The following is a 17,762-nucleotide window of genomic DNA, read 5'->3' as shown; positions in this document are numbered from 1 at the left end:
TTTCCCTTCCTGCGAAGAAGGTCAGCATCGCGGCGCGTCTGGGATTGACGCCAGAAACCTTCTCGCGCGTCCTCCGCCGCCTGAAAGATGCCCATGCTATCGATATGCAGGGGCAGCATATCGTGATTCTGGATCGCAAGAAGTTGTTGGCTATCAGTCTGGCGTGAGCGTAGGTACTACGTTCCTCTGAATCGCTGCCGTTGCAGAACCCGTCCGCTGGGAGGTCTCGCGGGCTGGAAGTTGCGTATGGATTTTGGCGTTCAGCGCGAAGGGTAGGGCCAAAGCGAACACTCGCCTGTTGGCGAGCAGCGCAGCAGGGTGGCCCCCGTAGTGTTCCAGTCGCTGAGCACAAAGCGATGCGCGTGGAGAGCTGGAAGATCCTCGTCGATGGCTTGATGTGTATGACCGTGGATAAGGATGCGATAGGGCGCAGAAGGACTGGCAAAGATGCCCTCGCCCCGGATCGCCATGGCGATGCCACGATCCGTTGTCTGCATCATGGTGATGGTCTTTTTTTGCAGCTCCTTTTGGCTGCGGCGTCGTAATCGACGGCCAATTCCCAGCAGGACGGCATAGGGGAGGATGCGCAAGAGACCGAGCAGGAGGGGGTTGCGGATGATCCGACGAAAGCGCAGGTAGCGATGGTCCTGGGTACAGAGCAGATCTCCATGGGTCAGGACGATCCCGCCGGGCAGCAGGGTCGGATCGGGTAACGCCGTAATCCCGAACTCCGCCAGAAGCGAGGGCGCCAGGGCAAAGTCCCGATTGCCGGTCATCACCCAGACGCGGATGCCGCTTTCCTGCACGATTTGCAGGGCCCGCAGCACGCGGTTCTGCGATTCTTCCAGCGCTTGCGCGCGGTGCACCCAGAAGTCGAAGAGATCGCCCAGAATGCAGAGATCGCTGACACCTGCCGGAATCTCCCGGCAAAAGCGCAGAAAGAGCTCGGTCAGCTCCGGTCGCTGTGGGCCGAGATGCAGGTCGGAGAGGCAGAGGAGGTCTCCCTGCCGCTGCGCGAGGGCGGCTGGCGCCGGGTGCACAGATCAGGCGATACGTTCGGCCTTTTCGATCACCACGGCTTCCTTGGGGACATCCTGGTGCATCCCGTGGTTGCCGGTGGCTACCTTGGCAATGGCGTCGACCACTTCCATCCCGGAAGTGACCTTGCCGAAGACGGCATAGCCCCAGCCGCTGCCGGAAGCGGAACGGAAGTTGAGAAAATCGTTGTCCACGAGGTTGATGAAGAACTGCGCCGTGGCCGAGTGCGGATCGTTGGTGCGTGCCATGGCCAAAGTGCCGCGCTCATTTTTCAGGCCATTTTCCGCCTCGTTCTTGATCGCATCGTGGGTATTTTTCTGCTGCATTTTCTCGGTGAAACCGCCGCCCTGAATCATGAAACCTGGGATCACGCGATGGAAGATGGTCCCATCAAAGAAACCTTCGTCGACATATTCAAGAAGTTGGCGACGGTCTTTGGGGCCTTGGCGTCATCCAGTTCGATCTGAATGTCGCCGTGATTGGTGTGCAGTACGACTTGTTCCATGATGGACTCCTGTCTGTGAGAAAATTTTGCCCAGAGTAGGGGCCTCGCCGCCGCTTGTCGAGCCTCTTGCCCGAATTCTGACTCTTCATTAGTATTTGCAACAAAGTTGCAAATATGGCGGGAGCAAGATGAAGAAGACTTCGCGGCGTCTGCGCGCGCAGGCAGGCTTTGCGGCGCTATGGGCAGTATCAGCTGCTGTTAGTGACAGCGTGCTGGCAGAGGATCTCGGCACGGTGCAAAGCACTGGGATGGCGGCGGCGCTGGCACCGGCCTTGGGAGAAAATCCGCCGGGGCATAATGCCAGTGCCTTTCGTCTGCGGCAGCAACAGATCGAGGTGCTGGCTGGTCCCGGCGGGGCGAATCCTGATGCAGCGCTGGGGTTTCTGCCCGGCGTTTCTTATAACGCGCCGGATGCCCTCAACCTTGCCAATGTGCAAAGTGCCAACAAGGGCCTGCGCGTGCGCGGTGAGACCGCTCAGCATGGTGCCGGTGATCTGCTCGCCGGCGCGCCTTTCATTGCCGGCTTTTCCGGGCCCGGACAATGGCTGGTAGACCAGGAGGATGTGCGCAGCGTGACCCTCTATGCCGGTGCGGTGCCGCCCTTTCTCTCGGCACCGGGTACGATCGCTGGGGTGGTGGACAGCGAGCTGCTCTGGCCGCAGGCGCAGAGCTCGTGGTTGCTGCGGCAAAGCGTCGGCAGCGACTGGTTTTCCCGGAGTTTTCTGCGTTGGGATAGCGGTCTCCTGCCGGGTGGCTCCAGTCTCTTCCTCTCTGGTTCTTTCACCCGTGCCGATACCTGGCGTGGCAGCGGCCTCGCTCCCGCAGGGCGCGGCAACGTGGCGCTCGCCTGGCAGCAGCCCTACGCCAGTGGCCGTCTGCGCCTCTTTTATGTGTATGACGACTACCGTAGCGACAATTACCGCCCTCTGGCCTTTGCCCAGTCCCAGGACTTGGCCCGATTCAGCGACTTGGGTTACAACGCCACGCCAGCGTCTGATCCCCGATCCGCTGAGGCCGCTTGGTACCAGGGCTACAACCGCCAATATTTTCGCGACGATGCCCTGCTGTTGCTTTGGCAGCAGAGTCTCGGGCGCCTTGGTGCGGTGCAATTGGAGCCCTACGGTATGAAAGAAACGGGCTGGTACCAGCGCGGCCTGGTACAGGGAACGCAGCCGCTCATCCAGCGCACCGACATCGATTCTTGGCGCTGGGGGCTGCGCCTGCAATGGGAGAAACGTCTCGGGCCTTGGCGCTGGCAGGCGGGGTATTGGCATGATGAAAAGATCGCGCCACATCCGGCCACCAACAGCGCCCTGTATGTGCCGATCGTTGGCGGCGGCCTGCAGTTTTTGCGCTGGTCCCTGCTCAGTGCCCCCACTCGCGCGGAGCGCTATGACAGTCTCTTTGCCGAACAATCCTGGCAGTCCGGTGCCCTGGCGCTGACGATGGGCGGGCGGTATCTCTGGGATCGACTGCCGGGTTTGCAGGCCTATGCCACAGCCGAGATCAGCACCGACTCTCTCAACCAGGCATTGGCGCAGGCACAGCCCGTTACTGCGCTCTCCGTGACCGGCCACACCCTGGGCGCTTTTCTGCCCTACTTGGGTTTCCGTTGGCTGCTCAGTGAGCATTGGCTCTTGCGCGCCAGCGCCGGTAGCAATGTGGCCTCCCCCGGCTATGACCTCTGGCCTGCCTATCAGGCCAATGTGGCCGCGTTTCAAAAGGCGGGTCTGTCGATTCAGTCTTTATGGCACGCCCAGCGCCTGCAGCGCGCGGACCAGGGGGATTTGGCACTGCGCTGGGCCAACGACTCTGGCTTTCTCGAACTTCTGGGGTATTACGGTACCTTTCGCAACAAGTCGGTGGCCGTATTCGATCCGCTGTCGCAATTGGTCTATCCGCAAAATGTGGGCGATGGCCGCAGCTTCGGAGCCAGCATCAGCGCCGAGTTGCGCATGGCACCGCACTGGCAGATTGCTGGCAACGGCAACTACATCCGCAGCGTGTTCAGTCGCGATTTCCAGTCGCTGGGCGGCCAGACCCTCGTGGTTTCCGGCTTGCAGACCCCGGATACGCCCCTGTGGACTGGCAATCTTCTGCTGCGGTATGAAGATGACGCTTGGCGTGCTAGTGTGGTCGGACGCTATCTAGGACAACGCTGGGCCGACAGCCTGCACACAGAACCCATTTCCGCCTACTTTCTGGCGGATCTCAACGCCGGCTACCGCTGGCGTTGGAACCGGCAGGAACTGGACCTGGATATCTGGCTCTACAATCTCTTTGACCGCCGAGCCATCGGCTTCGTCAACACCGGTGGCTTGACAGTAGATACTGGGGCAAACTTTTACCCTCTGTCAGCGCGTACCCTCGCTTTGACCTTCACCTGGCGCTATCACTGAGGCCGCGTCCGCCTTTTTCCGGCGCCGGAGAAATCCATAGACCGGGCAGTAACCGGTCGCCGCAGTAGCAATCAGGAGCAGGCCGGAGAAGGTCCATTCCTTATAGGGAAAGGGATTCATGAAGTAGATGGCGACAAGGATGGCGCCAAAATACAGGCGCAGCCAGCGCTCTATGGGCAGCATGTTCGGTCGGATCCCCATGGCGATTCCTCCAAATCGGATGCCAAGGTCTTTACTGTAGGCCTTTCTTCAGCGGGATGCAATGATTCGGCTGTGCTACTGCTTCTGGCGGTAGTGCAGATTTTGCCGTAAGAGACAAGGTCCTTGAGGCTCCACATCAAGACCAGAGACTTGTGATATTTTTTAGCCTTCTTCGCGAGACGTTTATCAAATATCTCCTCAAGGGAAGCATGATAGTCGTGATGTTTTATTCTTGAGAGCTTGCCGCTGCCACGGCTGATGAGCTGCCTTCCTGGCGCACGAAGATCGGGACGAGTCCAGGAACAGAAAGACTACGTTTGTTAGATGATTTGCCTGGCTTGGTCACAATCTATTGAGTCTTGTGGTGTATCTGCAATAGAATGTCGGCACGGTATGACAAGTGGGCGCCGCGGTCTGCATGGAGATGCGCGCGGTGATAGCTCGGATGCCGGTGTTTGTGCTTGATTTTTTTGCTCGTTATTCCACCCGAAATGAGGAGACCGTTATGAGCAAGCTGACCACCACGTTGAAAGTTGCAGCCCTGATCCTGCCTTTGGGTCTGGCTGGCTGTGCCACCAACTCCGACCTCGCCAAGGTTGCTTCCAAGGCTGACGCTGCGCAGTCTACCGCCAACGAGGCGCTCGCTAAGGCCAATGCGGCGCAGAACACCGCCAATGACGCTCTGAGCAAGGCCAATGCTGCGCAGAGCACCGCTGACCAGGCGATGAGCACGGCCAATGCTGCCAACCAGAAGGCTGAAGAGGCCAACGAGAAGGTTGAGCGGATGTTCAAGAAGGCGATGATGAAGTAAGTTTTACCGGTTCGGTAAACTGAGAGGCCCCGCTTCGGCGGGGCTTTTTGTTCAGTCTGTATCGGTTGTCGGGTCACGAACCGCTATGAGTGTTGGCACTCCATCTGCTTCGCGAAAAACCTGCAGCGCCTTCACCCAAGATATCTGCATCCCCGTCGGAATTTGTTCCTGTAGCCATCGACGGAAAGCCTGTTCTTGTTCGCGCGTATCCGGGTTTTCGTGTAAGGGTGGGAACACCTGCAAAAAATAAGAACCGTCGCGCTTCCCCCAAAGCCAAGGCTGGTCAACGACCTGCACGACCGTGCCCGGCGCGACCTGCGCAAACAACGCCTCGATGTCGTTCGGCATCAGGCGAATACAACCATGACTGACCCGCATCCCCACCCCATAGGGCTTGTTGGTACCATGGAGCAGGTATCCTTTCCAGCCAAGACGCAACGCAAATTGTCCCAACGGATTGTCAGGGCCCGGGCCGACAACGGCGGGTAAAGGATCGCCGTTTTTTGCGTGTTCGGCGCGAATGCTGGCCGGAGGTGTCCAGCTTGGATCGCGGATTTTGGCGGTAATCGTTGTCGTGCCAGTGGGAGTGTTCCAACCCTCCCGACCAATGCCAATGGGGAAGGTGTCTACGGTATTGCCGTGCGGCGGGTAGTAGAACAGGCGCATGGCTGGCAGGTTGATGACGATGCCCCGGCGCGGTGTTGCGGGCAGGATGTATTCGCTGGGAAGCAGGATCTGCGTTCCCGCCTTAGGCAGCCAAGGATCGACGCCTGGGTTGGCGGCACGCAGGGCATCGTAACCAATGTCCTGTTGTCGGGCGATATCGACCAAGGTATCTTCATGACGTGCGCTGAGATAGCGGATTTCTCCCACCACATTGTTATTGCCCTGCGGCAAGGGATAGGTAGTCGCAGAGGCGGTGCCGATACCACAGAAAAACGAGAGTAGGAGAACAGCGGCCAAACGCATTGGAGAAACCTGAAGCAATGGAAACCGCCTGAGTCTGCCAGACTGCTTGGGGTGGTCAAGTATTCCAGGTGCCCTGCCGATAAAAGAGATCCATGACCAGACTGAAGCGCTGGAGCTCTGGTCCACTCCCGCCGGTCATGAGCTCAGCGTGGGCAAAAGCACCCAGCATGGGACAGTTGGGGAAATGCTCATGCCATAAGCTCAGCTCGTTTTTCGCTTGTAAGGAAAAAACCATCGCGCGGGAAGAGGAGTAGCTGAGCCAGGCGAAGTTCGGCACCCCGCGCGGCTTGACTGCCTCCAGAATTACCCGGGTGTCCCGTAGGGCCGCATCCGGATTACGCCAGGCAAGAAAGACCTGACTGTTCGCCCGCAGGGGGCGCTCCAGCCACAGGCCGCTGCGATTGCTGTCGGTTGCGACAATGTGCAGGTAGCGAATGCGTGATTGCGCATCGCGTTCAGCTACCAGCAGTTGGTCGAGGGGCAGCCTGCGTGCTTCTCGCAAGGCAAAGGGGATGCTGCGCGCAAGGAGAGGCAAAGCTGAATATCGTTCCAGCTGCAAGAGTAACGCACCCTCTTGCCGAAAATATGGGAAGAGAGTTGTCAGCGGGCTGATGCCGGAAGAGATCTCCTGCTGATGTTGCAATGGACCCAACAATGCCGTGCGCAGTAGATGCCGGCGCTGAGGATATTGCCAGAACCAGGAAAGTTTGCTGGTGACCACTCCCATCGACGCGCTTTCTTCTGCGGGCAATTCTCCCGCATCCAAGTCTTGTGGGCTAGCCCAGAGCAGCGTGTTGGCACCGTGTGCACCGAGTCCAAGTGGGGAAGAGAACAGCAATACCGCACAGGCCGCCTGTCCCAGTGCGCTGCCGTGGTCACTAATGACTCCGGGGAAGGAAGCGGCGCGAATTTGCAGACAGGAGAGACGTCTTGCAAGACGCTGCAAGGCCGCGCGTGGTTGCGGCAGATGGCTCGGGCTGAAGGCAATGAGGGCCCCGCTGACCGGCCCCGCAAGCTTCGCGAGAGCCATGGCGACGGCATCATCGAGCAGGGCCTCTGCCCCTTTGCTACCCGTCGCAAACCCGGAAGAGACGACCCTCTCAGCCAAGATTTTTGTTGGGCCAGACGCAGCAGTCGTGCAAGGCGCAGACGCCGCAGCGCGGCTTGCGTGCAGTACAGGTGTAGCGGCCGTGCAGGATCAGCAGGTGATGGGCATCAAGCAGAAATTCTCTGGGCACTACCTGCATCAAGCGGTCTTCAACGGCACGCGGGGTTTTGCCTGGGGCAATGCCGGTGCGATTGGCCACCCGAAAAATATGCGTGTCGACGGCAATGGTGGGTTCCGCAAAGACCGTGTTGAGAACGACATTGGCGGTTTTTCGTCCAACGCCGGGCAAAGACTCCAACGCCTTACGGTCGCGCGGAACCTCTCCTTGATATTGGCGTAGGATGATTCCGGCCAAGGCGTGAACATTCCGTGCCTTGGTGTTGAAGAGTCCGAGGTGCCGTATGTATTCTCGAATTTTTTCTTCGCCCAAATCCCACAACCCCTGCGCATCGGGCGCAGCGGCGAAGAGACTGGCAGTGCAGAGATTGACCGCCTTGTCGGTACTCTGCGCCGACAAAACTACAGCAACCAGGAGTTGAAACGGGGAAGAGTAGTGCAGCTCCGTGCGCGGCTCTGGAATTGCCGCCCGCAGGGCGGCAAAACACTTTGCTATGGTTTTCGGGTCCATCACGAATCCCGCTGGCGCGGGACGCAGATTGTCAGACGTGGCGGTAACGACCGATTTCCGGTGCTTCTGGACGAGGATGCTCGGCACTGACGGCGTCCGCTTCCTTGACCCACTCGTGGTGCTTCTGCTCCAGCGCGTGCAGGGCGTCGTGGTCCATCTTGGGGAAGATGGCGCCCTTGATGAACTCGCCTAGGTCGAGCAAACGGGTCGCAATGGCGTAGCCATGCAGATGAAAATCATGGTCGGCATGCGTCCCGAAGTGGAAATGTTCCCCGGTGAAAAGAACGCCTTTGCTGGCTTTCAGATCGGCGTCGTTGAGGACGTAATTCTTGGCCCACTCGTACCAATGTTCAAAATATTTCTCCTGCGCTTCCAGACTCCAATCGTGTGCTTCAAAAAAGGCATAGACAGAAACGCGGTTGGCTTTGCCAGAGAACGGAAAGTGACCTGCCATGGACTGTGCTCCTATGTGCGGAAAAACTGAGTGATTATAGAACGGTTACCGCTTTTGCGGATAGTCAGGGATTTTTTAGAGGGAATAATGATCTCCAATGACCGGGCAGTGGTAGCGCAGATTGCGCTCGCGCAATACCTTAGCGATCCCCTCGCGGCCGTTGTCTTCGCCATGCACTAGAAAGGTATTTGCCGGGCGTTGCTCGGCCCCATACCACTGCAGGAGTTCGTCGTGGTCGGCATGGGCAGAGAAGCCGCCAATCGTATGCACTTTGGCGCGTACCAGGATTTCCTCGCCGAAGATCCGCACGGTCTTGGCGCCATCGATGATCCGTCGGGCCAAGGTCCCCTGTGCCGCATAGCCAACAAAGATGACACTGCTGTCGGCGCGCCAGAGATTGTGTTTGAGGTGATGGGTAACGCGGCCACCACTCGCCATGCCGGAGCCCGCCATGATTACCGCTCCACCCTTGATCTGGTTGATCTGCATCGATTCCGCCGTCTCCCGGGTGAAGTGCAGATTGGGCAGCGCGAAGGGATCGACACCGCTCTGAAAGATCTTCCCGGTCGTGGTATTGAAACATTCGGGATGGCGACGAAAGATTTCGGTAGCGGAGATGGCCATGGGCGAGTCGAGAAATACGGGTAGTTGTTTGGGCAGTTCGCCAGCCTCGATCATCTCGCGCAGAAAATAGAGCAGGTCCTGGGCACGTTCGAGGGCGAAGGTAGGAATGATGGCGTTACCGCCGCGCTCTAGAGTATCGAGGATGGCGTCACGAAGCTCGCCGATGGAGGGCTGCATAGCCTTGTGTAAGCGATCGCCATAGGTGCATTCCATCACCAGGATATCTACCTCGGGCGCCGGGCTCGGGCTGCGAATGATGGGTTTGCCCGCATTGCCAAGGTCACCGGAAAAGACAAAACGTTGGCGTTTGCCGCCTTCCACGGCCTCGATATGCACCCACGCCGAGCCGAGGATGTGGCCGGCATCGCCAAAACGTACGGTAATGTCCGGACACAAGTCGATGGGCTCGTCATATTTCGCCAGACGGCCGAAGTGGTCCATGGCGTCCAGTACATCCTGCACTTCATAGAGGGGCTCCTGCAGCTCGTCACCATGTCGCGAGGCGTGTCGATTGGCCCGTTTCGCCTCCTCGGCGGCGAGCCCAGCGGAGTCGAGCATCACCAGACGCGCCAGGTCACGCGTGGCCGTAGTACAGAGAATTTCGCCACGAAAGCCACGTTTGACGAGCAAAGGAATGCGCCCGCAGTGGTCCAGGTGCGCATGGGTCAGCAAGAGATAATCGATGTCCTTGGGCGAGAAACCGAAATCGGCGGCATTTTCCTTGGCAATGTCTCCTTCCCCCTGAAAAATCCCGCAATCCACCAGGATCTGGCGCTCACCAATCCGCAGATGGTGACAGGAACCGGTGACACCGCCCGCCGCTCCATGAAAGGAAATTTCCATGATCAGTTCTCCGTTGTCGTGTGCTCTGATCATGCGCCGAGTAGCAGTTTTCTGTAAAGCGCTATATATTCCCGCGCCGCCCGTTGCCAGCCATAGTCGCCCTGCATGCCGCGGCGTTGCAGTTCCTGCCAGTGTTCGCGGTGCTGAAAGTGGCGCAGGGCGCGGTGGATGGCATCGCGCAGGCCATCAATCGCGGCGGGCGCGAAGGCAAAGCCGTTCCCAGCTCGTACATTCTGATCGACATCGACCACGGTATCAGCGAGTCCTCCTGTTGCATGGACGATGGGTGGGCTGCCGTAGCGCAGGCTGAACATCTGGTTCAGACCACAGGGCTCGAAACGCGAGGGCATGAGAAAGGCATCGATGCCTGCCTCGATGCGGTGGGCAAGACTCTCATCAAAACCAATATGCACTGCCATTTGCCCAGGATGCAAATGCGCAAGCTGCCGCGCCTGATCCTGGTAGTTCGCCTCACCAGTGCCCAGCAGTATTAGCTGGATGCGTTCGCGCAGTAATTCTGGAGCCAGTTGCAGAACGAGATCGATCCCCTTCTGTTCGACGAATCGGCTGATCAGCCCCAATACCAACACGTCGGGATCGGGATATAGTCCGAGCAAGCTTTGCAGAGCACTTTTACAGCGCGCCTTGCCCGCGAGATCATGTTCGTCGTAATGGGCGACCAGATAGGGATCGCCGCGCGGGTTCCAACGCGTGTCGTCGATCCCATTGAGGATACCAGTCAGATCGGCGTGACGCGTCCGCAAGAGCCCGTCCAGCCCCATACCGAAGGCTTCGGTCTGGATTTCCTGGGCATAGCGCGGACTAACGGTGCTGAGGGCGTCGGCATAGACCAGCCCGGCCTTCAGGAAGGAAAAACTGCCATACAGCTCAGTACCGCTGGGATGAAAATCTGCAACGGGCAGATGCAGAAACGCGAGTAGCTCCGGTGAAAAGCGCCCCTGGTAGGCCAGGTTGTGAATGCTGAGCAGGGTGGCGGGGCGTGGCGCGCCGATACGACCTTCCAGGTCGAGGAGATAGGGCGCCAGTCCTGCCTGCCAGTCATGGGCGTGCAACAGATCCATTCGTCCGGGCAGGAAGGGAATCCGCCCTTGGGCCAGTTCCACCCCCATCCGGTTGAGATAGGCGTAGCGCTGGGCGTTGTCCGGCCAGTCCTGGCCAAAGGGATCCTGGTAGATTCCGCCACGCTCGTAGAAACCGGGTTCGCGCAGGAAGAGGGTGTGTGGCTCGGCGGGTAAGCACCAGAGCTCTCCCTGGCGGCCGGTATACGGCGGAGTGAAGCTGCCCAGATAATGGAGATATTGCAATTCCGGTTTGCCATAGTACGGTTGCAAGACCCAGGTCTCGATTCCTTCCGCTCGCAGTTGTCCGGGAAGGGCACCGATGACGTCGCCGAGCCCCCCGGTTTTTGCGTAGGGGGCCATTTCTGAGGCGAGAAAAAGAACGCGCACACTGCACTCCTCAACCGGCAAAATCTGTGATGAAAATACCACTACCCGATATCTGCGCCAATTTTGAAAGTTCTTCCGGCCTGCCGTAGTATGCCGAAGGCTGATACTCGAAAGCGGAGAAGAAGGAAATGGAAGTCTGTGAGCGCTTCAAGGAATTTCGCGACCGAAATCGTTGCGTGGTCTATTTCCCTAACACCCACAACGACGAGGAGCCAGAGGCGTACAGCAGCTTTCTGGCGATGATGCGGGTGCAGATGGGGATCATGATCCTTGCCCCAGATCGCGAAGAGCGCTTCGAACCCGTCTACCGCGATGCCCTCAAGTACCACTTGCAAACCATTCGCCATAGCCGTCTGTTCACCAGCTATGTGCCGATCAAGACGCGCGTCTACTTCGTGGAGACCATCGCCGTGCGTGATGCCTTCTATGCCTGTGCCGATTTTTGTGTGCCGGGCGGTACGCTGAGTGGTGGGCCTGTAGACCTGGAAAGCCCGATCCGCGCCGGCTGCCCCATCCTCTTCGGACCGAAGATGGCGGATACCGCCGAGCGGCGGGGCCTGCTGGAGGCCGGCGGTGCACGCTATGCAGCCAGTAGCGAAGAGATTGCCGAGCAGGCACGGGACTGGCTCAAAGACCCGGCCAGCGCGAAAGAGGCTGCTGACAAGGCAAAGGCCTGGTGGCAGGCGCAGGGACGCAGCCTGTAGCTGTTAGCGAGTCGGGTTACCGTCTATGTGAAACGGGTAGAGTGATTCGTAAAAATTATCCATAGCTGCACCTTGGGTGTCGTAGCCCGTCACCTGAATGCGACCGTCGACAATGGCCATGTAGACATGACAGGCTCGCGCCTGCCGGTTTTCGGGTGCCTTACCCAGCACAAAGGCTGGTGCCTTTGCGCCGCAGGCGGGGGCCACTGCCGCCTGGTTCCACTCGCTAAGAAGGGCCAGAGCCCAGCGCTGCGCACTGCTCCCTACCCAGAGCGCGCGGTGCTTTGCCCATGCCGACTGGAGCTCGCTGCGGATGGCTGGATCGTTTTCCAGATCCATTTGATGCTGATGCAGAAAATCAATGGAATTCAGGGCGATGCTGAGGTTGTTGCGGACGCTGCCTTGCGCCTGGATGACCTGCCAGCTGAGGACTGCCGCAAAGAGCCCATACAGCCCAATGACGGAAAACAGGAGGATGGCAAAACGGCGCCGCGAAGCCGGGCTTGGTGTCATCAGGAAGAGCGCCGGGAATCAGCTTGCTTGGCCGTTTTCTGGGCGGCGCGCCGCTCGGCCAGAGTGCCGATCTCATAATGGATCATCAGGTGATTTTCCTTGGCGAAATGCAGTATTTCCTTGTACGCTTCGGGGCGTAATTGCTCCAACGCCTCATCCATGATGATCGCCGCATTGCCGTTGATGGTAGCCGGTTCGATCATCGGCAGGTAGTGGATCTTGTGGTCGCTACCAAAGTGGGCCAGTCCTACCCCCTCGATGAGCATCTCTGCCCAGGCCGAGGGGCGGAACTTGCCGCCTTTGTCAGTGACACCCTCAATGATGATCATGACGCCCCCTTTCTCTTCAGCGCGCCATAGCATAACCCAAGAGGCGCCAGAGCGGAAAAGGCGGTGAGCGTGACCGGTGCAGCGTGAGTCAATCCGCTGTGCTCATGCTTTGGCATTGTTCCTGCAGATAGCGATTGAAGGCAGAGCCGACCTCGGGATGGCGTAGCGCAAAATTGATGGTGGCCTGCAGATAACCCAATTTATCGCCACAGTCGAAGCGGTGTCCCTGAAAGCGATAAGCTAGAACCTGACGCTCGCGCAGCAGTTTGGCGATGGCATCGGTGAGTTGGATCTCGCCGCCAGCGCCGGTACTGACATTCTCCAGAAAATGGAAGATTCGCGCCGGGAGGATGTAGCGCCCCACTACCCCCAGATTGGATGGCGCTTCCTCGGGCTTGGGCTTTTCCACGATGCGGCTGACTTGGTAGATCTGCTCGTCCCAGGCGCGCGCCTCGACGACACCATAACGGACGCTGTGCTCGTAGGGAATCTCCTCGACGCCCAGAATCCCCGCCTGGTAGCGATGATATTGGTCCACCATTTGCGCCAGTACTGGCTCGTCGGCCAGCATCAGGTCATCGGCCAGAAGGACGGCAAAGGGCTCGTCGCCCACCACCGGGCGCGCCATGGAAACCGCATGACCCAGCCCCAGGGGGTAGGGTTGGCGCAGGTGAATGACGCTGACGTTGCTGGGAACAATGGCGCGAACCTGCTCCAGCAGGGCGTTCTTTCCCTTTTTTTCGAGTTCGGCCTCGAGTTCGTAGGATACGTCAAAGTGGTCGGCGATCGCCCGCTTGCCGCGTCCGGTGATGAAAATCATCTGATCACAACCGGCCGCGATCGCCTCCTCGACAGCGTATTGAATAAGGGGCTTGTCGACTATCGGCAGCATCTCTTTCGGGCTGGCCTTGGTCGCCGGCAAAAATCGGGTACCGAGGCCGGCTACGGGAAAGACTGCTTTGCGCACACGATCCATATTCACTCCATTGGGGCTATAAAATTATCGCTGTTCCGTATGATCCGCTCGCAGCGGTTTATCGCGCACTGCCCGGCCACTACCGAGGCCACCGGCCATGGCAAAGCGCAGCGCTTGCTGCGGGCTGAGATCGGGTAGCGGGATGATCTTGCTACGTGGCACCACACAGGTAAAGCCGCCCACACCGTAGCTCATGGGAATGAATACGGCGACACAGTCCTCGTCGGCGACAGTCGGTAACTCGGTGAGATGATCCCGGGTAATCAGTCCTACGACATAGCCCAGGTCGCCACCTTGGCGTAGCAAAACGGCGCTGCGAAAGCCTTTCTCTTTGCCGCCAAAGAGCAATTCCACGGTTTCCTGGATGGTGCTGTAGATGCTGTGCAAGACCGGGATTCGCTCGAGCACGGCGTTGAGACGCTCGAAAATCCAGGCGGTGAGGACGTGTGATGCCAGAAAGCCCACCGCAAAAATGCAGAGTAGCGTCAGAACAATACCCAGGCCCGGGATATCGGTACCAAAGATGGCATGGATCGGGGCGGCAAAGATACTGTCGACCCAGCTTCCAACCATCAGGACGACATAGATGGTCAGGCCAATTGGCAGGGAGATCAGTAGGCCTTGGATAAACCAGCGGCGTGGATGCCAGCGCCGCTGGATGGTTACCCTGGGGTTTGGCATTGGCAACATGACGTTTCGCAGATCCCGTAAGTCCGTAAGTCGATGTGGGTAAAGTATACGCGCTACTGCAGGGGAAGATCATCAGCGCAGCGTGGGGCAGAACTCCGTTTCCCCATCGTCTTTGAAGTCTTCTGTCCGCAACTGATGTTTGCGCATTAATTTGTACAGGTCCGTGCGATGCCGCCCGGCAATACGGGCGGCGCGCGAGATGTTGCCATCCGTGCTGCGCAGCAGCCGTTGCAGATAGTCGCGCTCGAACTCGGCCTTGGCTTCCTGCAATTGGGCAAATGCGGGGGTACTCGTCCCCCGGCCCGAGTTGGGTATGGCGCTGGCCGGAATCCAGTTCTCGTTGCTCAAGGCGACGGCTTGGGTCACGACGTTTTCCAGTTCACGCACATTGCCCGGCCAGGCCCGTTGCAGAAGTTTATCGACCGCTTCGGAAGCAAAACCCTGAATTTCCCGGTGTAGACGAGAGGCTTCGCGGTCGAGAAAGTGCTGCGCCAGCAGCAGGATATCCTCGGGGCGCTCGGCAAGGCTCGGAACCCGCAGGGGAATCACATGCAGTCGATAATAGAGGTCCTCACGAAAGCGACCAGCACTCAGAAGTGCGTGAATATCCTGGTGCGTGGCACTGATGACGCGGATATCTACCGGGAACTCCTCGCGTCCACCGACGGGCCGCACCCGACCCTCCTGCAATACCCGCAGCAGCTTGACCTGCAAAGGAAGAGGAAGATCGGCCACCTCATCGAGGAAGAGGGTGCCGCCATGCGCGCTGCGAATCAGTCCGGGGTGGTCGGCTGTGGCCCCGGTAAAGGATCCCTTTACATGGCCAAATAGCTCGCTCTCGGCGACATCGGCCGGAATGGCACCGCAGTTGATCGCCAAAAATGGCCCAGTACGCCGCGGGCTGGCGCTATGGATCGCGCGGGCAACCCGTTCCTTGCCGGCGCCGCTTTCGCCCGACAAAAACACGCTCGCCTGGGTGCCGGCGACCCGGGTTACATCGTCCATCAGCTCCTGCATGGCCCGGCTGCGGTACAGCAGGGACTGGTTGGCCTGCTGGCGGATGGCGGCACGCAAACGACGACTTTCCTGTTTGTCTTGCCATTGCTCCAGGGCCGCCTGCATCTGTTCTTGCAATTCTTCGTAGCGAAACGGTTTGGCTAGATAGGCAAAGGCATTGCCGCGCATGGCAGCGACGGCATTGGGAATGCTGCCATGGGCGGTGAGAAGGAGGACGGGCAGATCCGGCTCGCATTCCTGCACCCACTCGAGGAGTTCCATGCCGTCGATTTCCGGCATGCGCAGGTCGCTGATCAATAAATCCGGCAGCCTTTTATCCAGTTGCTTCTGCAGATCCGCTGGATGGTCAAAAGTGACGACCTGATGCCCCTCACTTTCCAGCCACAAACCCAGAACCCGCAGGAAATCGGGATCGTCATCGACTACGTAAATGGTTGCTGGTTCGGGCTCATTCCTCATTTTGCTCTCTTCTCCAGACTCTTCTGGGCCTCTGCCTGTAACAATGAATTGAGTTGCGCGAGTTTGGCCTTTTGCTCGGCGTTTTCGGCGCTCAGTCGCGCAATTTGGACGTTTAGCGCAGAGCTGTTCTCGGCCGCGCATTTGCCCGAGCTTTCCGGGCGCGCGGCAAGCTGCAACCAAGAGGCAGTCAATCTACGCCAACCGTCGACTTGTTGTTCCAACTCCGGATTTTGTGCGGCCATATGCAGCTCCGAATGGGCCGCCGCTACGCTCGTGCGGCTGAGTGGTTGCTGGCGCAGGTAATGCTGCGCCAACGCTAGGTGAATCTGGGCACAAGCGAGGGAATCGGCGGCACCACAATGAGCGAGTGCGCTGAGGAGACCGCGTTCGCTGTTGCTCGTCAGGGGAGGGCTCGGAAAGGTCGGTGGCGGCAGGCGCTGGGCGCAAGCGCTCAACAGGAGAGACAGACCCAGAGACAACAGGAGCAGTCGGGACTTAGGCATGAGCATCTCCATAAGGTAACCAGAATTCCGCGAGGAGTCCGGGGCGTGCGTTGCGTAAGGATATCTTGCCACCCTGCGCTTCCACCAGCTCTCGGGTGATGGCCAGCCCCAGACCCGTCCCTTTGCTCAATACCCCTTTCTCCTGTACCTGAAAAAATTCCTCGAATACCTTCTCCAGCAATGCTTCGGGGATTCCCTTGCCGTAATCGCGCACGCAAAAGTCTACGCCCTGCGCGCCTTCCGCAACCGCAATCTCGATGCGGCTCTCTGCTGGGGCATATTTGTGGGCGTTGGTCACCAGATTGCTCAGAATCTGTAGCAGACGCTGTGGGTCAGCGCGAACCCTTCTGGATGTCTGGACGCTGCATTGTAGCTTTTGCCCCTTTTGTTCGAGCAGGCTACGAAAACGCAGTTCCAGTTCCCGCAGCAACGAGGCCGGTTCGACAGGCTCCAGATGGTAATCGAGACTGCGGGCGCGCAGGGCATGTAAATCCAGCATTTCCTGAATGGCGAGGAAGAGTTCGTGCACCTGCCGGTTGATGATCTCGAGAATTTCCCGTTGCCGCGCATCCAGTGCACCAAAACGTTCGCTCAGGAGCAGCTCTGCTCCCGAGCGAGCCGATGCCAGAGGGGTCTTCAGCTCGTGAGAAATCTGGCTGAGAAAGAGATGGCGCAATTTTTCTTCTTCTGCCAGACGCTCCTGCATCAGGGAAATGCTCTTCGCGACGGCGCGTAACTCAGGTGGGCCAGCCTCGGCAACCAACGCACTTCTGCCCGCCGCCATGTCTTCCAGGGCGGCGAGAATCCCGTGTAATGGACGGGAGAGGCTGACCTGTACCCGCCAGCTCACCAAAATGGCCAGCAATGCACTCAGAAGGACCAAAGCCAAAATGAGCCAGGTGGCATGCTGACGAGCTCTGGCCGCCCGATCCGCTTCCTGCTGAAAAAGTTGTTGCAGGTCGCTACTCAGTTTTTTCAGACGCGCATCGAGCAGTACCTGCGCGGCATGTAGCTGATTGGCATCAGCCTGGCTGAATGCCTGCAATTGCGTTTGCAAGCCATGTAAATCTGCTGCGATTTGCGGGTATGCTGCCAATTTTGGCAACAGCTCTGCCAGCTGATCTTGCTCCTGTTGTAGCAGTTGGGCGCTGGTCTCGCGGTAGCCCTGCTGCGGTAAAACTGCTGCCAAGCGTTCGTAGAATTCCGCCTGTTGCTGCAGGGCGCTGATACGCAACGCGTCACGCTGTAGCGGAATGGCAACCCGAAGCAGGGTGTCGCTGCTATCCTGGAGGGTCTGCACGGCGCGCAGGGCGAGGGCGCTGATGGCAGTCACAGTGATGACGGTAGCCAGGGCAAAGCCCAGTACCCGTCGCAGCAGGGACGCGCGCGGCGGAGCAGACCCTGTGTCGGTGGACGACAAATGAGGTTGAGACGGACCGGCAACCCTGGATGCTCGTAACTTCTGCATGTTTGACAGTCTACCCATTCGCGGGCTTTCCGCCACTGTAGTCTTTTGACTACG

Annotated in this window: 20 protein-coding genes and 1 pseudogene; 4 read left to right on the top strand and 17 right to left on the bottom strand. The window is 59.0% G+C overall.

Features of this window, described 5'->3' with window-relative positions:
• Positions 1-167, top strand: a 167-nt coding sequence (locus AC2VNM_RS11145; RefSeq protein WP_486913237.1) for a helix-turn-helix domain-containing protein, incomplete at its 5' end; no start/stop codon positions are given.
• A gap of 93 nt (positions 168-260) precedes the next feature.
• On the opposite strand, the gene AC2VNM_RS11140 is transcribed toward AC2VNM_RS11145, so the two are convergent.
• The 3 genes and pseudogenes from AC2VNM_RS11140 to AC2VNM_RS11130 all read right to left on the bottom strand — a co-directional run bounded on the left by AC2VNM_RS11140 (position 261) and on the right by AC2VNM_RS11130 (position 1,543).
• The gene (locus AC2VNM_RS11140; RefSeq protein ID WP_486913325.1) at positions 261-1,040 is read right to left on the bottom strand and encodes a UDP-2,3-diacylglucosamine diphosphatase; all 780 of its coding nucleotides are present in this window, start codon (positions 1,038-1,040) and stop codon (positions 261-263) included.
• A gap of 3 nt (positions 1,041-1,043) precedes the next feature.
• Positions 1,044-1,474, bottom strand: a pseudogene (locus AC2VNM_RS11135) (peptidylprolyl isomerase); the annotation flags it as partial.
• Positions 1,406-1,543: a peptidylprolyl isomerase gene (locus AC2VNM_RS11130; RefSeq protein ID WP_486913324.1), complete on the bottom strand. Its 138-nt coding sequence runs from the start codon at positions 1,541-1,543 to the stop codon at positions 1,406-1,408. The gene AC2VNM_RS11130 and the pseudogene AC2VNM_RS11135, both read right to left, overlap by 69 nt.
• 128 nt (positions 1,544-1,671) lie before the next feature.
• Between AC2VNM_RS11130 and AC2VNM_RS11125 the strand changes: the two genes are divergently transcribed.
• Positions 1,672-3,942 (top strand): TonB-dependent receptor, encoded by a 2,271-nt coding sequence (locus AC2VNM_RS11125; RefSeq protein WP_486913323.1) that lies wholly within the window; start codon positions 1,672-1,674, stop codon positions 3,940-3,942.
• Here AC2VNM_RS11125 and AC2VNM_RS11120 read toward each other — a convergent pair.
• On the bottom strand, positions 3,898-4,143 hold the full coding sequence (locus AC2VNM_RS11120; protein ID WP_483166883.1) for a YgaP family membrane protein: 246 nt from the start codon (positions 4,141-4,143) through the stop codon (positions 3,898-3,900). The two genes, AC2VNM_RS11125 and AC2VNM_RS11120, sit on opposite strands and share 45 nt — an antisense overlap.
• Before the next feature lie 505 nt (positions 4,144-4,648).
• Between AC2VNM_RS11120 and AC2VNM_RS11115 the strand changes: the two genes are divergently transcribed.
• A complete protein-coding gene (locus tag AC2VNM_RS11115; RefSeq protein WP_215871334.1) occupies positions 4,649-4,954 on the top strand; it encodes an Lpp/OprI family alanine-zipper lipoprotein in 306 nt (101 codons plus the stop codon).
• Between the two features lie 51 nt (positions 4,955-5,005).
• Here AC2VNM_RS11115 and AC2VNM_RS11110 read toward each other — a convergent pair whose 3' ends face one another.
• From AC2VNM_RS11110 to glgA, 6 genes are all read right to left on the bottom strand, one after another.
• The gene (locus AC2VNM_RS11110) at positions 5,006-5,923 is read right to left on the bottom strand and encodes a L,D-transpeptidase family protein (RefSeq protein ID WP_486913321.1); all 918 of its coding nucleotides are present in this window, start codon (positions 5,921-5,923) and stop codon (positions 5,006-5,008) included.
• 55 nt (positions 5,924-5,978) lie between these two features.
• Positions 5,979-7,031 (bottom strand): hypothetical protein, encoded by a 1,053-nt coding sequence (locus AC2VNM_RS11105; protein WP_486913319.1) that lies wholly within the window; start codon positions 7,029-7,031, stop codon positions 5,979-5,981.
• Positions 7,024-7,659 (bottom strand): endonuclease III, encoded by a 636-nt coding sequence (nth, locus tag AC2VNM_RS11100; RefSeq protein WP_483166886.1) that lies wholly within the window; start codon positions 7,657-7,659, stop codon positions 7,024-7,026. The genes AC2VNM_RS11105 and nth overlap by 8 nt, the downstream gene beginning before the upstream one ends.
• Positions 7,660-7,690: 31 nt before the next feature.
• Positions 7,691-8,113, bottom strand: a complete 423-nt coding sequence (locus AC2VNM_RS11095; protein ID WP_483166887.1) for a hypothetical protein — start codon at positions 8,111-8,113, stop codon at positions 7,691-7,693.
• Between the two features lie 75 nt (positions 8,114-8,188).
• Positions 8,189-9,580 carry an MBL fold metallo-hydrolase gene (locus AC2VNM_RS11090; protein WP_483166888.1) on the bottom strand — a complete coding sequence of 464 codons (1,392 nt, stop codon included), beginning with the start codon at positions 9,578-9,580 and terminating at the stop codon, positions 8,189-8,191.
• Between the two features lie 29 nt (positions 9,581-9,609).
• Positions 9,610-11,049 (bottom strand): glycogen synthase GlgA, encoded by a 1,440-nt coding sequence (glgA, locus tag AC2VNM_RS11085; protein ID WP_483166889.1) that lies wholly within the window; start codon positions 11,047-11,049, stop codon positions 9,610-9,612.
• Between the two features lie 128 nt (positions 11,050-11,177).
• Between glgA and AC2VNM_RS11080 the strand changes: the two genes are divergently transcribed.
• Positions 11,178-11,753, top strand: coding sequence for a 3-deoxy-D-manno-octulosonic acid transferase (locus tag AC2VNM_RS11080; RefSeq protein WP_486913318.1), 576 nt, complete (start codon positions 11,178-11,180; stop codon positions 11,751-11,753).
• Positions 11,754-11,756: 3 nt separating this feature from the next.
• On the opposite strand, the gene AC2VNM_RS11075 is transcribed toward AC2VNM_RS11080, so the two are convergent.
• From AC2VNM_RS11075 to AC2VNM_RS11045, 7 genes are all read right to left on the bottom strand, one after another.
• Entirely contained in the window at positions 11,757-12,266 is a 510-nt protein-coding gene (locus tag AC2VNM_RS11075) for a hypothetical protein (protein WP_483166891.1), read from the bottom strand.
• Positions 12,266-12,595 (bottom strand): DUF3579 domain-containing protein, encoded by a 330-nt coding sequence (locus AC2VNM_RS11070; protein ID WP_483166892.1) that lies wholly within the window; start codon positions 12,593-12,595, stop codon positions 12,266-12,268. The genes AC2VNM_RS11075 and AC2VNM_RS11070 overlap by 1 nt, the downstream gene beginning before the upstream one ends.
• Before the next feature lie 88 nt (positions 12,596-12,683).
• Complete coding sequence (galU, locus tag AC2VNM_RS11065; protein WP_483166893.1) at positions 12,684-13,571, bottom strand: UTP--glucose-1-phosphate uridylyltransferase GalU; 888 nt, start codon at positions 13,569-13,571, stop codon at positions 12,684-12,686.
• 24 nt (positions 13,572-13,595) lie between these two features.
• Positions 13,596-14,261, bottom strand: coding sequence for a DUF502 domain-containing protein (locus AC2VNM_RS11060; protein ID WP_483166894.1), 666 nt, complete (start codon positions 14,259-14,261; stop codon positions 13,596-13,598).
• A gap of 72 nt (positions 14,262-14,333) precedes the next feature.
• Positions 14,334-15,737 (bottom strand): sigma-54-dependent transcriptional regulator, encoded by a 1,404-nt coding sequence (locus tag AC2VNM_RS11055; protein ID WP_486913316.1) that lies wholly within the window; start codon positions 15,735-15,737, stop codon positions 14,334-14,336.
• Positions 15,734-16,240 carry a hypothetical protein gene (locus AC2VNM_RS11050; RefSeq protein WP_483166896.1) on the bottom strand — a complete coding sequence of 169 codons (507 nt, stop codon included), beginning with the start codon at positions 16,238-16,240 and terminating at the stop codon, positions 15,734-15,736. The genes AC2VNM_RS11055 and AC2VNM_RS11050 overlap by 4 nt, the downstream gene beginning before the upstream one ends.
• Positions 16,233-17,708, bottom strand: a complete 1,476-nt coding sequence (locus AC2VNM_RS11045) for a sensor histidine kinase (RefSeq protein ID WP_483166897.1) — start codon at positions 17,706-17,708, stop codon at positions 16,233-16,235. Before AC2VNM_RS11045 ends, AC2VNM_RS11050 begins: the two co-directional genes overlap by 8 nt.
• Positions 17,709-17,762 lie beyond the last annotated feature (54 nt).

It is taken from the genome of Acidithiobacillus sp. TH-A67, assembly GCF_057473545.1.
This window is presented reverse-complemented; position numbering and strand designations above follow the sequence as displayed.

Coding starts and splice junctions, on each gene's coding strand:
- AC2VNM_RS11130 (WP_486913324.1), bottom strand. CDS start 1,543: ATGGAACAAGTCGTACTGCACACCAATCACGGCGACATTCAGATCGAA.
- AC2VNM_RS11125 (WP_486913323.1), top strand. CDS start 1,672: ATGAAGAAGACTTCGCGGCGTCTGCGCGCGCAGGCAGGCTTTGCGGCG.
- AC2VNM_RS11120 (WP_483166883.1), bottom strand. CDS start 4,143: ATGGGGATCCGACCGAACATGCTGCCCATAGAGCGCTGGCTGCGCCTG.
- AC2VNM_RS11115 (WP_215871334.1), top strand. CDS start 4,649: ATGAGCAAGCTGACCACCACGTTGAAAGTTGCAGCCCTGATCCTGCCT.
- AC2VNM_RS11110 (WP_486913321.1), bottom strand. CDS start 5,923: ATGCGTTTGGCCGCTGTTCTCCTACTCTCGTTTTTCTGTGGTATCGGC.
- nth (WP_483166886.1), bottom strand. CDS start 7,659: ATGGACCCGAAAACCATAGCAAAGTGTTTTGCCGCCCTGCGGGCGGCA.
- AC2VNM_RS11095 (WP_483166887.1), bottom strand. CDS start 8,113: ATGGCAGGTCACTTTCCGTTCTCTGGCAAAGCCAACCGCGTTTCTGTC.
- AC2VNM_RS11090 (WP_483166888.1), bottom strand. CDS start 9,580: ATGGAAATTTCCTTTCATGGAGCGGCGGGCGGTGTCACCGGTTCCTGT.
- AC2VNM_RS11080 (WP_486913318.1), top strand. CDS start 11,178: ATGGAAGTCTGTGAGCGCTTCAAGGAATTTCGCGACCGAAATCGTTGC.
- AC2VNM_RS11075 (WP_483166891.1), bottom strand. CDS start 12,266: ATGACACCAAGCCCGGCTTCGCGGCGCCGTTTTGCCATCCTCCTGTTT.
- AC2VNM_RS11070 (WP_483166892.1), bottom strand. CDS start 12,595: ATGATCATCATTGAGGGTGTCACTGACAAAGGCGGCAAGTTCCGCCCC.
- galU (WP_483166893.1), bottom strand. CDS start 13,571: ATGGATCGTGTGCGCAAAGCAGTCTTTCCCGTAGCCGGCCTCGGTACC.
- AC2VNM_RS11060 (WP_483166894.1), bottom strand. CDS start 14,261: ATGTTGCCAATGCCAAACCCCAGGGTAACCATCCAGCGGCGCTGGCAT.
- AC2VNM_RS11055 (WP_486913316.1), bottom strand. CDS start 15,737: ATGAGGAATGAGCCCGAACCAGCAACCATTTACGTAGTCGATGACGAT.
- AC2VNM_RS11050 (WP_483166896.1), bottom strand. CDS start 16,240: ATGCCTAAGTCCCGACTGCTCCTGTTGTCTCTGGGTCTGTCTCTCCTG.
- AC2VNM_RS11045 (WP_483166897.1), bottom strand. CDS start 17,708: ATGCAGAAGTTACGAGCATCCAGGGTTGCCGGTCCGTCTCAACCTCAT.